The sequence below is a fragment of the Escherichia sp. GZ89 genome (assembly GCF_019366485.1).
Taxonomy (GTDB): Bacteria; Pseudomonadota; Gammaproteobacteria; order Enterobacterales; family Enterobacteriaceae; genus Escherichia; species Escherichia fergusonii.
In genome coordinates this window covers 21,653-36,216 of the sequence record NZ_JAEOHX010000006.1, presented here as the reverse complement: position 1 = coordinate 36,216, position 14,564 = coordinate 21,653, and the positions used below count along the sequence as shown (strand labels likewise).

At 53.1% G+C, this 14,564-nt stretch carries 11 protein-coding genes; 7 read left to right on the top strand and 4 right to left on the bottom strand.

Going from position 1 to position 14,564, the window contains the following annotated elements; genetic code table 11:
* The first annotated feature begins 204 nt into the window (after positions 1–204).
* From metF to yijE, 3 genes are all read left to right on the top strand, one after another.
* Positions 205–1,095 carry a methylenetetrahydrofolate reductase gene (gene metF, locus K0335_RS11465; protein ID WP_000007523.1) on the top strand — a complete coding sequence of 297 codons (891 nt, stop codon included), beginning with the start codon at positions 205–207 and terminating at the stop codon, positions 1,093–1,095.
* A 327-nt stretch (positions 1,096–1,422) separates the two neighbouring features.
* Positions 1,423–3,603, top strand: coding sequence for a catalase/peroxidase HPI (gene katG, locus K0335_RS11460; RefSeq protein WP_024256978.1), 2,181 nt, complete (start codon positions 1,423–1,425; stop codon positions 3,601–3,603).
* Between the two features lie 93 nt (positions 3,604–3,696).
* Positions 3,697–4,602 carry a cystine transporter YijE gene (gene yijE / locus K0335_RS11455; protein WP_104920037.1) on the top strand — a complete coding sequence of 302 codons (906 nt, stop codon included), beginning with the start codon at positions 3,697–3,699 and terminating at the stop codon, positions 4,600–4,602.
* A gap of 24 nt (positions 4,603–4,626) precedes the next feature.
* On the opposite strand, the gene K0335_RS11450 is transcribed toward yijE, so the two are convergent.
* From K0335_RS11450 to ptsP, 4 genes are all read right to left on the bottom strand, one after another.
* The gene (locus K0335_RS11450; RefSeq protein WP_104920038.1) at positions 4,627–5,244 is read right to left on the bottom strand and encodes a DUF1287 domain-containing protein; all 618 of its coding nucleotides are present in this window, start codon (positions 5,242–5,244) and stop codon (positions 4,627–4,629) included.
* A 118-nt stretch (positions 5,245–5,362) separates the two neighbouring features.
* Complete coding sequence (gene gldA, locus K0335_RS11445) at positions 5,363–6,466, bottom strand: bifunctional L-1,2-propanediol dehydrogenase/glycerol dehydrogenase (protein ID WP_000373980.1); 1,104 nt, start codon at positions 6,464–6,466, stop codon at positions 5,363–5,365.
* A gap of 10 nt (positions 6,467–6,476) precedes the next feature.
* Positions 6,477–7,139 (bottom strand): fructose-6-phosphate aldolase, encoded by a 663-nt coding sequence (gene fsa, locus K0335_RS11440; protein WP_000424876.1) that lies wholly within the window; start codon positions 7,137–7,139, stop codon positions 6,477–6,479.
* Positions 7,140–7,150: 11 nt separating this feature from the next.
* Positions 7,151–9,652, bottom strand: coding sequence for a phosphoenolpyruvate--protein phosphotransferase (ptsP, locus tag K0335_RS11435; protein ID WP_046082524.1), 2,502 nt, complete (start codon positions 9,650–9,652; stop codon positions 7,151–7,153).
* Positions 9,653–9,960: 308 nt separating this feature from the next.
* On the opposite strand from ptsP, the gene K0335_RS11430 reads away from it, so the two are divergent.
* The 4 genes from K0335_RS11430 to K0335_RS11415 are packed head-to-tail and all read left to right on the top strand — an operon-like array spanning position 9,961 to position 14,563.
* Positions 9,961–11,040, top strand: a complete 1,080-nt coding sequence (locus tag K0335_RS11430; RefSeq protein WP_001004472.1) for a PTS fructose transporter subunit EIIC — start codon at positions 9,961–9,963, stop codon at positions 11,038–11,040.
* A 10-nt stretch (positions 11,041–11,050) separates the two neighbouring features.
* Positions 11,051–11,371: a PTS fructose-like transporter subunit IIB gene (locus K0335_RS11425; RefSeq protein WP_160193794.1), complete on the top strand. Its 321-nt coding sequence runs from the start codon at positions 11,051–11,053 to the stop codon at positions 11,369–11,371.
* Between the two features lie 50 nt (positions 11,372–11,421).
* The gene (locus tag K0335_RS11420; RefSeq protein ID WP_104920040.1) at positions 11,422–13,719 is read left to right on the top strand and encodes a formate C-acetyltransferase; all 2,298 of its coding nucleotides are present in this window, start codon (positions 11,422–11,424) and stop codon (positions 13,717–13,719) included.
* Positions 13,685–14,563, top strand: coding sequence for a [formate-C-acetyltransferase]-activating enzyme (locus K0335_RS11415; protein WP_219393831.1), 879 nt, complete (start codon positions 13,685–13,687; stop codon positions 14,561–14,563). Before K0335_RS11420 ends, K0335_RS11415 begins: the two co-directional genes overlap by 35 nt.
* The last annotated feature ends 1 nt before the right edge of the window (position 14,564 follow it).

Below are 14,564 nucleotides of genomic sequence, written 5' to 3'. Positions count from 1 at the left end.
TGAGGTTGATTGCGCTATAAAGAAATCTCTTTATTACCTCTAATTAAGATGAGTTTTTTTCATCTTCCCTGATTTTTCCTCACCATCATTGGTCATTTTTCGGTTGACGCCCTTCAGCTTTTCCTTCATCTTTACATCTGGACGTCTAAACGGATAGATGTGCACAACACAACATATAACTACAAGCGATTGATGAGGTAAGGTATGAGCTTTTTTCACGCCAGCCAGCGGGATGCCCTGAATCAGAGTCTGGCAGAAGTCCAGGGGCAGATTAACGTTTCGTTCGAGTTTTTCCCGCCGCGTACCAGTGAAATGGAGCAGACCCTGTGGAACTCCATCGATCGCCTTAGCAGTCTGAAACCGAAGTTTGTATCGGTGACCTATGGCGCGAACTCCGGCGAGCGCGACCGTACGCACAGCATTATTAAAGGCATTAAAGATCGCACTGGTCTGGAAGCAGCACCACATCTTACCTGTATTGATGCGACGCCCGACGAGCTGCGCACCATTGCACGCGACTACTGGAACAACGGTATTCGCCATATCGTGGCGCTGCGTGGCGACCTGCCGCCGGGAAGTGGTAAGCCAGAAATGTATGCTTCTGACCTGGTGACGTTGTTAAAAGAGGTCGCGGATTTCGATATCTCAGTGGCGGCGTATCCGGAAGTGCATCCGGAAGCGAAAAGCGCCCAGGCAGATTTGCTTAACCTGAAACGAAAAGTGGATGCCGGAGCCAACCGCGCCATTACTCAGTTCTTCTTCGATGTTGAAAGCTACCTGCGTTTTCGCGATCGCTGCGTCTCGGCAGGCATTGATGTGGAAATTATTCCGGGCATTTTGCCGGTTTCGAACTTTAAACAGGCGAAGAAATTTGCCGACATGACTAACGTGCGTATTCCGGCGTGGATGGCACAAATGTTCGACGGCCTGGATGACGATGCTGAAACCCGCAAGCTGGTGGGCGCAAATATCGCGATGGATATGGTGAAGATTTTAAGCCGTGAAGGAGTGAAAGATTTCCACTTCTATACGCTTAACCGCGCTGAAATGAGTTATGCGATTTGCCATACGCTGGGTGTTCGTCCTGGTTTATAAATAGTGTGCCTTTTGTGAAAATCACACTGTGATCACAAATTTTAAACAGAGCACAAAATGCTGCCTCGAAATGCGAGTGAGAAAATAAGGTAGTCAGCCTTGTTTTCTCCCTCATTTCTTGAAGAATACGAAGCTAAAACCTTTTTTATAAAGCATTTGTCCGAAATCGGACATAATCAAAAAGTCTTAATTACGATCAATTTGATCTACATCTCTTTAACCAACAATATGTAAGATCTCAACTATCGCATCCGTGGATTAATTCAATTATAACTTCTCTCTAACGCTGTGTATCGTAACGGTAACACTGTAGAGGGGAGCACATTGATGAGCACGTCAGACGATATCCATAACACGACAGCCACTGGCAAATGCCCGTTCCATCAGGGCGGTCACGACCAGAGCGCGGGTGGGGGCACAACCACGCGCGACTGGTGGCCAAATCAACTCCGTGTTGACCTGTTAAACCAACATTCTAATCGTTCTAACCCGCTGGGTGAGGACTTTGACTACCGCAAAGAATTCAGCAAATTAGATTACTACGGCCTGAAAAAAGATCTGAAAGCCCTGCTGACAGAATCTCAACCGTGGTGGCCCGCCGACTGGGGCAGCTACGCCGGTCTGTTTATTCGTATGGCCTGGCACGGCGCGGGTACTTACCGTTCAATCGACGGTCGCGGCGGCGCGGGTCGTGGTCAGCAACGTTTTGCACCGCTGAACTCCTGGCCGGATAACGTAAGCCTCGATAAAGCGCGTCGCCTGTTGTGGCCAATCAAACAGAAATATGGTCAGAAAATCTCCTGGGCCGACCTGTTTATCCTCGCGGGTAACGTGGCGCTGGAAAACTCCGGCTTCCGTACCTTCGGTTTTGGTGCCGGTCGTGAAGACGTCTGGGAACCGGATCTGGACGTTAACTGGGGTGATGAAAAAGCCTGGCTGACTCACCGTCATCCGGAAGCGCTGGCGAAAGCACCGCTGGGCGCAACCGAGATGGGCCTGATTTACGTTAACCCGGAAGGCCCGGATCACAGCGGTGAACCGCTCTCTGCGGCTGCGGCCATCCGCGCGACCTTCGGCAACATGGGCATGAACGACGAAGAAACCGTGGCGCTGATTGCGGGTGGTCATACACTGGGTAAAACCCACGGTGCCGGTCCGACTTCTAACGTAGGTCCTGATCCAGAAGCTGCACCGATTGAAGAACAAGGTTTAGGCTGGGCGAGCACTTACGGCAGCGGCGTTGGCGCAGATGCCATCACCTCTGGTCTGGAAGTGGTCTGGACTCAGACACCGACCCAGTGGAGCAACTATTTCTTCGAGAACCTGTTCAAATATGAGTGGGTACAGACCCGCAGCCCGGCTGGCGCAATCCAGTTCGAAGCGGTAGACGCACCGGAAATTATCCCGGATCCGTTTGATCCGTCGAAGAAACGTAAACCGACAATGCTGGTCACCGACCTGACGCTACGTTTTGATCCTGAGTTCGAGAAGATCTCTCGTCGCTTCCTCAACGATCCGCAGGCGTTCAACGAAGCCTTTGCCCGTGCCTGGTTCAAACTGACGCACAGGGATATGGGGCCGAAATCTCGCTACATCGGGCCGGAAGTACCGAAAGAAGATCTGATCTGGCAAGATCCGCTGCCGCAGCCGATCTACAACCCGACCGAGCAGGACATTATCGATCTGAAATTCGCGATTGCAGATTCTGGTCTGTCTGTTAGTGAGCTGGTGTCGGTGGCCTGGGCGTCTGCTTCAACCTTCCGTGGTGGCGACAAACGTGGTGGTGCCAACGGTGCGCGTCTGGCATTAATGCCTCAGCGCGACTGGGATGTGAACGCAGCAGCCGTTCGTGCTCTGCCAGTTCTGGAGAAAATTCAGAAAGAGTCTGGCAAAGCTTCGCTGGCGGATATCATTGTGCTGGCTGGTGTGGTTGGCGTAGAGAAAGCCGCAAGCGCCGCAGGTTTGAGCATTCATGTACCGTTTACGCCGGGCCGCGTTGATGCGCGTCAGGATCAGACTGACATTGAAATGTTCGAACTGCTGGAACCAATTGCTGACGGTTTCCGTAACTATCGCGCTCGTCTGGACGTTTCCACCACCGAGTCACTGCTGATTGATAAAGCCCAGCAACTGACGCTGACCGCGCCGGAAATGACCGCGCTGGTGGGCGGGATGCGCGTACTGGGTGCCAACTTCGATGGCAGCAAAAACGGTGTCTTCACTGACCGCGTTGGTGTATTGAGCAATGACTTCTTCGTGAACTTGCTGGACATGCGTTACGAGTGGAAAGCGACCGACGAATCGAAAGAGCTGTTCGAAGGCCGTGACCGTGAAACCGGCGAAGTTAAATACACGGCCAGCCGTGCGGATCTGGTCTTTGGTTCTAACTCAGTCCTGCGTGCGGTGGCGGAAGTTTATGCCAGCAGTGATGCCCACGAGAAATTTGTTAAAGACTTCGTGTCGGCATGGGTGAAAGTGATGAACCTCGACCGTTTCGACCTGCTGTAATCTGACCTTCTTCAGCGACTGTCTTTCAGGCAGTCGCTGAAGTTTCTTTACCGGCGTATAGTGTCCACAGGAAAACTACACACTGGATCTCTCATGTCTGCCGCAGGAAAGAGCAACCCACTGGCAATCAGTGGCCTGGTTGTGCTCACACTTATCTGGAGTTATAGCTGGATTTTCATGAAGCAAGTCACCAGCTACATCGGTGCCTTCGACTTTACCGCTTTACGCTGCATTTTCGGCGCTCTCGTTTTATTCATCGTCCTTTTATTACGTGGTCGCGGCATGCGCCCGACACCGTTTAAATACACCTTAGCCATTGCCCTGTTACAAACCTGCGGAATGATTGGCCTGGCACAATGGGCGCTGGTCAGCGGCGGAGCGGGGAAGGTGGCGATCCTGAGCTATACCATGCCGTTCTGGGTGGTGATTTTCGCCGCGTTGTTTCTCGGTGAACGCCTGCGACGCGGACAATATTTCGCGATTCTTATTGCCGCCGTTGGCTTACTGCTGGTGTTACAACCGTGGCAGCTCGATTTCTCCTCGATGAAAAGCGCCATGCTGGCAATCCTCTCCGGTGTCAGTTGGGGGGCGAGCGCGATTGTTGCTAAACGTCTGTATGCCCGCCATCCGCGCGTGGATTTATTGTCGCTAACATCCTGGCAGATGCTGTATGCGGCGCTGGTGATGAGCGTGGTCGCTTTACTGGTGCCGCAACGTGAAATTGACTGGCAGCCCACCGTGTTCTGGGCGCTGGCCTACAGTGCGATTCTGGCGACAGCGCTGGCCTGGAGCTTATGGCTGTTTGTATTGAAAAACTTACCCGCCAGTATCGCCAGCCTAAGCACGTTAGCAGTTCCTGTTTGCGGCGTACTCTTTTCCTGGTGGCTGCTCGGTGAAAATCCGGGGGCCGTTGAAGGTAGCGGCATTGTGCTGATTGTGCTGGCACTGGCGCTGGTGAGCCGTAAGAAAAAAGAAGCCGTCAGCGTAAAAAGGATCTGAATTTTTTACAGGTGGGGCGAGCGCTCATTTAGCAAAATACCGATAGTGCCCCACCATCTGCCAACTAAACAGCACGTCTTCTTCCTGCGCGCCTGCGCCAATGTTATGTATCACCAGCGGCGTACCGTCGCGGGCGAAGCCATCTGAAACCACCCCAATATGTGCCAGCCCATTATCTAATCGCCAGGAGACAATATCGCCCGCTTGGTAGTCACTGGCGTTTTTGCTGGTGGGGCGCGTTTTATCGTGGCGGGTAAACCAGGTTTCCAGATTAGGCACCCGACGGTGATCGATGTTGCTGTCCGGGCGCTTTAACTTCCACTTTTGCGGATAATCGGCAAAATTCTTCGCCATATCTTCGTGAACCAGTTTTTGCAAATCGACCTTCTGGCTGCGCAGGGCGCGGATCACCACATCGGAACATACGCCGCGTTCTTGCGGGACATCACCGCCAGGATAAGTAAGCTGCACATACGCCGGATCGTAAAATAGCGTGCTGCCAATTTGCTGTCTGGCACCGTCTGCGATGGCAAGATTGGTGTTGGACTGGATTTGTACCACGGTTGGTGGGACAGCGGGAGATTTTAAGGAGTAACTGGTAAATACCGTCAGAAGACTGAACAACGCCAGTGAAGCTTTCATCTGTTTCGTCCGTGAAAAAATATTCACAGATTCGACCTTCAGAGCGTTTGAATGTTCTGTGAGGGAAATGTCCGGAAGCGGATAAAAAACTCCCGCTGACGCGGGAGTTTGGTGTGGATTATTCCCACTCTTGCAGGAAACGCTGACCGTACTGGTCGGCTACCAGCAGCGCGGCATATACTTCATCTGGTGTTGCGCCGCCAGGCATGTTGTGGATGGTTTCACCTTCTGCACAAGATGCTTCCGCAACAATGCGCATTTTCGCCGGGATATCTTCTTTAATATCCAGTTGCGCCAGCGTGATCGGCAGGCCAACGGAATGGCACAGGGCGGCAACAGTTTCGATCTCTTCCAGCGGAGCATTTTCCAGTACCAGCTGCGTCAGTGTACCAAATGCCACTTTTTCACCGTGATAATAGTGATGCGCATCTGGAATAGCGGTCAGGCCGTTATGAACTGCGTGCGCCGCAGCCAGACCACCACTTTCAAAGCCTACACCGCTTAAATAGGTGTTCGCTTCAATCACGCGTTCCAGCGCAGGGGTTACTACATGCTGTTCGGCGGCAAGCATCGCTTTTTCGCCTTCTTCCAGCAGAGTGTTGTAGCACAGTTCAGCCAGCGCAAGAGCTGCCTGGGTACACTTACCGCCCGCCATAGTGGTAGCGCCGCTACGGGAACAGGCGCGTGCTTCAAACCAGGTTGCCAGCGCATCACCGATACCCGCTGCTAACAGACGTGCAGGCGCGCCAGCAACAATTTTGGTATCAACAATAACGCGTTCCGGGTTGTTTGGCAGCAACAGGTAGCGGTCAAACTCGCCGTCGTCGGTGTAGATAACAGACAACGCACTGCACGGTGCGTCGGTAGAGGCGATGGTCGGTGCGATTGCAACCGGTACACTCATGTAGTGAGCCAGTGCTTTAGCGGTATCGAGGGTTTTACCACCACCGATACCGAGAATTGCGCCACACTGGGCAGTCTCCGCGATGCCGCGCAGACGGTCGATCTCATTTTGTGAACATTCGCCGCCAAACGGTGCGATTTCAACAACCAGCCCGGCATCTTTAAAGCTTTGCTCTACGGTAGCCTGAGCAAATCCTAATACAAATTTATCACCAACAACTAACCAGCGTTCTGCCAGTGGTTTCAGGTATTCGCCCAGACGATTAATGACATCAGCACCCTGGATGTATTTACCTGGAGATTGAATAATACGGTCCATAATAGTTCCCTTAGAGATTGATATTGCCAAATGTAGCTTTCCAGTCGTGTTCAAACTTCTCTATAGCTGACTCTACCGCAGGCGTATTGAGCATTTGTTGCGCTACATCTAAAGGTAGGGTGATGGACTCACATCCTGCCAGCAAACAATCCAGCGCCTGACGCGGTGTTTTAAAGCTGGCAGCCAGCACCATGCTTTCTGGCGCGTGCATTTCCAACAGCGCTTGCAGCTCCTGAACCGTACGAATGCCGTCACCGCCCTGGGCGTCTACGCGGTTAACATACGGAGCAACGTATTTTGCCCCTGCCAGTGCGGCCAGTAACCCTTGAGCGGCACTATATACAGCGGTGCCAAGTGTAGTAATACCCTCTTTTTTCAGCATCTTAATGGCGGCCAGACCTTCGGAAGTCACCGGGATTTTCACCACGATGCCCGGAATGGCGTCGCGCAGGCGCTTCGCTTCTTCCACCATCCCCTGCGCGTCACGACTCATGGTCTGAGCAAACAGAATGCCCTCATCACCAATCGCTTTTTGCAGACGCGGTAGCACTTCCCAGATGGACTCCTTGCTGGCAGCGATAATGCTCGGGTTAGTTGTCACCCCGGTAATCGGGAATATGCGTGCCAGACGTTCGACTTCTGCGACGTTAGCGGTGTCCAGATACAGTTCCATGATGTTTCCTTTTAAAGTTCCAGTTCATGTTGCAGCAGGCTGGCGATAGCGTCGGCAGAGGCGGCGTTAACCAGCGCGTTACGGAATTCTTCGTGCATGATGCGGCGAGCGAGGCGCGAGAAAATGCGCATATGTTGATCGCCTGCGGCGTGTTTGTTCAGTGTTAACATGATGATGAATTGCGCTTCATCATCTCCCCAGCGCACCGGCGCTTGCAGACGCGCCACGCTGATGGTGGACTGCTCAATATGTTCCGATTTGCTGTGGGGAATGGCAAAACTAAAGCCCAGACCGGTAGAGAAAACGGCCTCACGCGCCCACAAGTCGGCTTCCAGTTTACGCGGATAGCGGCAGCGGCCCGCCAGCAGCAGGTTATCGGTCATGCCTTTGAGCACTTCTTCTTTGCTGCGCCAGTCACTTTCAAGCGTGATGCACTCGGCGGTGACCAGCGGTGCGTCCTGTTGCGTCATGCGGAATTGCGCCAGCAGGTGTTCCACTTCCAGCGAAGTGCGGCAGGCCATGGCCTGGTTGAGCAACTTGCGGCACTCACGGCTATCAAGTTGCGCCATCCGCGCTTTCGCCGCTGGAATTGATGGTGCGCTCATGCTCAGTTCATCCAGCCCTAAACCGACCAGCAACGGCAGCACGGAACCTTTCGCCCCCAGTTCACCGCACAGACCAATCCATTTGCCCTGGCGATGCACTGCCTGCACGGCGTAATCAAGCGCTCGTAAGAATGCCGGATTCAGGCTGTTGTAGTGACGAGTTACCTTAGCGTTATCGCGATCCACTGCCAGCAGATATTGCGTCAGGTCATTACTACCAATACTAAAGAAATCAATCTCTTCACAGCATTGATCGATGATGAACATCACTGACGGCACTTCCAGCATAATGCCGAGCTGGATCTTCTCATCAAACGGAATGTGTTCGTTACGCAGCTGCTGTTTAGCTTCCGCCAGTTTTTCTTTCACCCATAAGATCTCTTCCATTGAAGAGATCATCGGGATCATAATTTTCAGGCTGCCATGAGCGGAGGCACGGAGGATCGACCGTAGCTGCGTGGTAAATAACGACGCGTACTCTTCATAAATACGCACGGCCCGATAACCGAGGAACGGGTTAGTTTCTGCGGGAATATTCAGATAATCAACGGGTTTGTCACCGCCAATATCCATAGTGCGCACAATAATGCTGCGTCCGTTGGCGGACTCCAGCGCCTGACAAAAAATGTTGTACAACTCGCTTTCGCCCGGTGCGCTGGTGCGATCCATATAGAGCATTTCAGTGCGGAACAAACCAACGCCTTCCGCACCATTGCCGAATGCGGTCTGCGCTTCGACGGAGTGAGCGATGTTAGCGGCAATTTCAATGCGGATACCGTCAGCGGTACGGGCTTGTTGGGTCAGCCAGACACGTTGTTGCTCACGCAGTGCGTCCTGCACGCGGGCTTCTTGTTGATAATAACGCGCCACCGCGTCTGTCGGTTCGACTACAATCGCCCCGGCATTACCGTCGATATAAATCGTTTGATGCTGCCACGGAGTAAGGGCATCAATATCCACACCAACCAGTGTCGGAATGTTGAACGAACGGGCAAGGATCACCGTGTGTGAGGTAGTGCCGCCACTTTTCAGCAACAGACCTTTGAGGTGATTTTTATCCAGTTCGAGGAACTGGCTAGGGGTCAGTTCATCAGCCATACAAATGGCGGGCTGCGTCAGCTTGCCCGGTGCCGGAAAGCGTTGCTCACCGTAGATTTGCTGGAGTAACTGGAAGCAGACATCGCGCACATCCAGCGCACGTTCTTGCAGGTAGCTGCTGCTGGAACGGGAAAACTCTTCACAAAAGTGATTCGCGCTGGCAACAATTGCTTCGGCACAGCTTAATCCGGCGCTGACGCCTGCCAGTAAATGTTCGCGCAGGGAAGTATCGCCAGCCAGGGATCGGTGCGCTTCCAGAATCGCGCTGGTAGCACCGTCGCTATCCAGCAGACGAAACTCAATGTTTTTCAGTACCAGTGTCAGGCTGTTTTCCAGCGCGGATTGCTCGGCGTCAACGCCTTTGGCTGCGGGGAGGTTACCCAGCGTATTGAGATCTAAAGAAGAGATCGGCGTCAGAATGCCGCCTGCGCTACCGCTGCACACGGTGCGAGCGCGGATAATTTGCGGATTCAGATTGGTCAGTGAAACCGGCAGCGGCTCCAGTTCGTCAGATTTAACTTCTGCCAGTGGCGCATCGCAGTGGGGAAATTCATCACGCAGCCATTGGCTTAAACGCTGGTGCGCTTCCTGTTCATCGGCCCCGGAAATCAGTAACTGGCACTTATCGCCCACCAGCGTATCGGTGCCAATCAGCGCAAGAGCGCTTTTGGCGTTGCCCTTACGGTCACTGCGCAGGTTATGCCACTCAATTTGTGATGAAAAAGTATTACACAGCGTTTCAACGTGGCTTGCCGGACGTGCATGTACGCCGTTAGGCAGCTCACAAATAAATTCCACAATCAGGGCCATTGCCTCTCTCCCGGTACGGTTTTCTGTTTACAGGATAAGAGCGCACGGCAACGGCCTGCCATGTGACAAAACTGCCAAAAGCTGGACAAATGTAATGTAACCGTCAATTTGCGACGCGTCTCACAAGACGCCGTTTTGCGGCAGGCTTCCGGGTTATCGCAAGTTATGAGGCGGATCGCATTTTTGTACTGATATTACAAAAGTCCAGTAAATGGCCTTTTTATCCACTGTTTGCTCTGCCTGCGATTGCCTATTGTTTCCTTCATCAAAAATATGGACATGGGCTTTCGCAAGCCCGGGAGCAGCTTATGAATGAGTTGGTGCAGATCCTGAAAAATACCCGTCAGCATTTAATGACGGGCGTTTCACACATGATTCCCTTCGTGGTATCGGGCGGTATTTTGCTGGCGGTTTCCGTCATGTTGTACGGCAAAGGTGCAGTGCCGGATGCCGTAGCCGATCCGAATCTGAAAAAACTGTTTGATATCGGCGTTGCAGGCTTGACGCTGATGGTGCCTTTCCTCGCCGCTTACATCGGCTATTCCATTGCAGAACGCTCTGCGCTGGCTCCGTGCGCTATCGGTGCCTGGGTTGGTAACAGCTTTGGTGCGGGCTTCTTTGGCGCGCTGATCGCCGGGATTATCGGCGGCATCGTGGTGCATTACCTGAAGAAAATTCCGGTACATAAAGTTCTGCGCTCGGTGATGCCAATCTTCATCATTCCGATCGTCGGCACACTGATTACCGCTGGTGTCATGATGTGGGGACTGGGCGAGCCGGTGGGGGCGTTGACCAACAGCCTGACCCAGTGGCTTCAGGGCATGCAACAAGGCAGCGTAGTGATGCTGGCGGTGATCATGGGATTGATGCTGGCCTTTGATATGGGCGGCCCGGTTAACAAAGTGGCCTATGCCTTCATGCTGATCTGTGTGGCTCAGGGCGTTTATACCGTGGTGGCCATTGCTGCCGTGGGGATCTGTGTTCCACCGCTGGGTATGGGGTTGGCGACGCTGATTGGTCGTAAAAATTTCTCTGCAGAAGAGCGTGAAACCGGCAAAGCGGCGCTGGTGATGGGGTGCGTTGGTGTCACCGAAGGGGCGATTCCTTTCGCCGCTGCCGATCCGCTGCGTGTCATTCCTTCCATCATGGTCGGTTCTGTTTGTGGTGCGGTAACTGCGGCGCTGGTCGGTGCGCAGTGCTATGCAGGCTGGGGTGGTCTGATTGTGCTGCCTGTGGTTGAAGGCAAGCTGGGTTATATCGCAGCAGTGGCTGTCGGGGCAGTAGTGACAGCAGTTTGTGTGAACGTGCTGAAAAGTCTGGCGCGTAAAAATGGGTCTTCATCTGATGAAAAAGAAGACGACCTGGATTTGGATTTTGAAATTAATTGAGGAACGAGCCATGACGAAAATTATTGCAGTAACCGCATGTCCTTCAGGTGTTGCCCATACTTATATGGCAGCAGAGGCACTGGAAAGCGCCGCGAAAGCGAAAGGCTGGGAAGTGAAAGTAGAAACCCAGGGGTCAATTGGTCTGGAAAATGAACTGACAGCGGAAGACGTGGCGAGCGCCGATATGGTGATTCTGACCAAAGATATCGGCATCAAGTTTGAAGAGCGTTTTGCTGGCAAGACCATCGTGCGTGTCAACATCAGCGACGCGGTAAAACGCGCTGACGCCATTATGAGAAAAATTGAAGCTCACCTGGCGCAAACCGCTTAAGTTCTTATCCCGCTCGCAAGGGCGGGGTCGCTTTCCCACAGGAGTTCCTCATGACGAATCGTATCTCTCGCCTCAAAACTGCACTGTTTGCCAATACCCGTGAAATCTCGCTGGAGCGGGCGCTGCTTTATACCGCCAGCCATCGGCAAACCGAAGGCGAACCAGTGATATTGCGCCGGGCGAAAGCAACAGCGTATATCCTTGAACATGTTGAAATTTCGATTCGTGATGAAGAACTGATTGCTGGTAACCGTACCGTAAAACCGCGCGCCGGGATTATGTCGCCGGAAATGGACCCTTACTGGTTGCTGAAAGAGCTGGATCAATTTCCGACGCGACCGCAGGACCGCTTCGCCATTAGTGAAGAAGATAAACGTATCTACCGCGAAGAGCTGTTCCCATACTGGGAAAAACGTTCGATGAAAGATTTTATTAACGGGCAGATGACGGATGAAGTAAAAGCCGCGACCAGCACGCAGATTTTCAGTATCAACCAGACAGATAAAGGCCAGGGGCACATCATTATTGATTACCCGCGCCTGCTGAATCACGGGCTGGGTGAGCTGGTGGCGCAGATGCAGCAACATTGCCAGCAACAGCCGGAGAATCACTTTTATCAGGCTGCGCTGTTATTGCTCGAAGCCTCGCAGAAACACATTTTGCGTTACGCCGAACTGGCGGAAACGATGGCGGCAAACTGCACCGATGCCCAGCGTCGCGAAGAACTGCTGACTATCGCGGAGATCTCCCGCCATAACGCCGAACATAAGCCGCAGACATTCTGGCAGGCGTGCCAGTTGTTCTGGTACATGAACATCATTCTGCAATACGAATCCAACGCCAGCTCGCTGTCTTTAGGGCGCTTCGACCAGTATATGTTGCCTTTCTATCAGGCATCATTAACCCAGGGCGAAGATCCGGCGTTCCTGAAAGAACTGCTCGAATCTTTATGGGTGAAATGCAATGACATCGTGCTGTTGCGCTCCACCAGCAGCGCGCGCTATTTCGCAGGTTTCCCGACCGGCTATACCGCCCTGCTCGGTGGGTTAACCGAGAACGGACGTAGCGCAGTGAACGTGCTTTCGTTCCTCTGTCTCGATGCTTATCAAAGCGTGCAATTGCCGCAACCGAACCTCGGCGTGCGCACTAACGCCTTGATCGACACGCCTTTCCTGATGAAAACCGCAGAAACCATCCGCCTCGGCACGGGGATTCCGCAAATCTTTAACGATGAAGTGGTGGTGCCAGCGTTCCTCAACCGTGGCGTTTCGCTGGAAGATGCGCGCGACTATTCCGTAGTGGGCTGCGTGGAATTATCTATTCCTGGCAGAACCTACGGCTTGCATGACATCGCGATGTTTAACCTGCTGAAAGTGATGGAAATCTGCTTGCATGAAAATGAAGGCAATGCTGCGCTGAGTTATGAAGGTTTGCTGGAACAGATCCGCGCCAAGATCAGCCACTACATCACCCTGATGGTTGAAGGCAGCAATATTTGTGATATCGGTCACCGTGACTGGGCTCCTGTACCGCTGCTCTCGTCGTTTATCAGCGATTGTCTGGAAAAAGGCCGCGATATTACCGATGGCGGCGCGCGTTATAACTTCTCCGGCGTACAGGGGATCGGTATCGCCAACCTGAGCGATTCTCTCCATGCGTTGAAAGGGATGGTTTTTGAGCAACAGCGTTTAAGTTTTGACGAATTGCTGTCGGTATTAAAAGCCAACTTCGCAACGCCAGAAGGCGAAAAAGTCCGCGCTCGCTTAATTAACCGCTTTGAGAAATACGGTAACGATATCGACGAGGTGGATAACATTAGCGCTGAACTCCTGCGTCATTACTGCAAAGAAGTGGAAAAATACCAGAACCCGCGCGGTGGCTACTTCACGCCGGGATCGTATACCGTTTCTGCTCACGTCCCGTTGGGATCGGTGGTTGGTGCGACGCCAGACGGCCGTTTTGCCGGGGAACAACTGGCAGACGGTGGCTTGTCTCCCATGCTGGGCCAGGATGCACAAGGACCAACGGCGGTACTGAAATCAGTCAGCAAGCTCGATAACACGCTGCTTTCTAACGGTACGTTGCTGAACGTGAAATTCACTCCGGCGACCCTGGAAGGTGAAGCGGGATTACGCAAACTGGCCGACTTCTTACGGGCGTTTACCCAGCTTAAGTTGCAGCATATTCAGTTTAACGTGGTGAACGCCGACACGTTGCGGGAAGCGCAACAGCGCCCACAAGATTATGCCGGGCTGGTGGTGCGCGTTGCCGGATACAGCGCCTTCTTTGTTGAATTGTCGAAGGAGATCCAGGATGACATCATCCGCCGGACAGCGCATCAGCTGTAACGTTGTGGAAACGCGCCGCAATGATGTGGCGCGCATTTTCAACATTCAGCGTTATTCACTGAATGACGGCGAGGGCATTCGTACGGTGGTCTTTTTTAAAGGCTGTCCGCATCTTTGCCCGTGGTGTGCTAATCCGGAGTCGATCTCCGGCAAAATCCAGACGGTACGCAGAGAAGCGAAATGTCTGCACTGCGCAAAATGTTTGCGTGATGCGGATGAATGCCCGTCCGGGGAGTTTGAACGGATTGGTCGCGATATCAGCCTTGACGCGCTGGAACGGGAAGTGATGAAAGATGACATTTTCTTTCGCACGTCCGGCGGCGGCGTCACGCTTTCTGGCGGCGAAGTGTTAATGCAGGCGGAGTTTGCTACCCGTTTTTTACAGCGGCTTCGGTTGTGGGGTGTGTCATGCGCCATCGAAACTGCCGGAGACGCGCCAGCCAGCAAGCTGTTACCGCTGGCGAAATTGTGCGATGAAGTGTTGTTCGATTTAAAAATAATGGATGCAACTCAGGCGCGGGATGTGGTGAAGATGAACCTGCCGCGCGTGCTGGAGAACCTGCGTTTGCTGGTGAGCGAAGGTGTTAATGTGATCCCGCGCTTGCCACTGATCCCTGGTTTCACGCTCAGCCGGGAGAATATGCAGCAGGCGCTGGACGTGCTGATCCCGCTGAATATCAGGCAGATCCATCTGTTACCGTTTCATCAGTACGGCGAACCAAAATACCGTCTGCTGGGGAAAACATGGTCGATGAAAGAGGTGCCAGCGCCGTCGTCAGCCGATGTGGCAACGATGCGCGAAATGGCAGAACGGGCCGGATTTCAGGTTACCGTGGGAGGTTAAA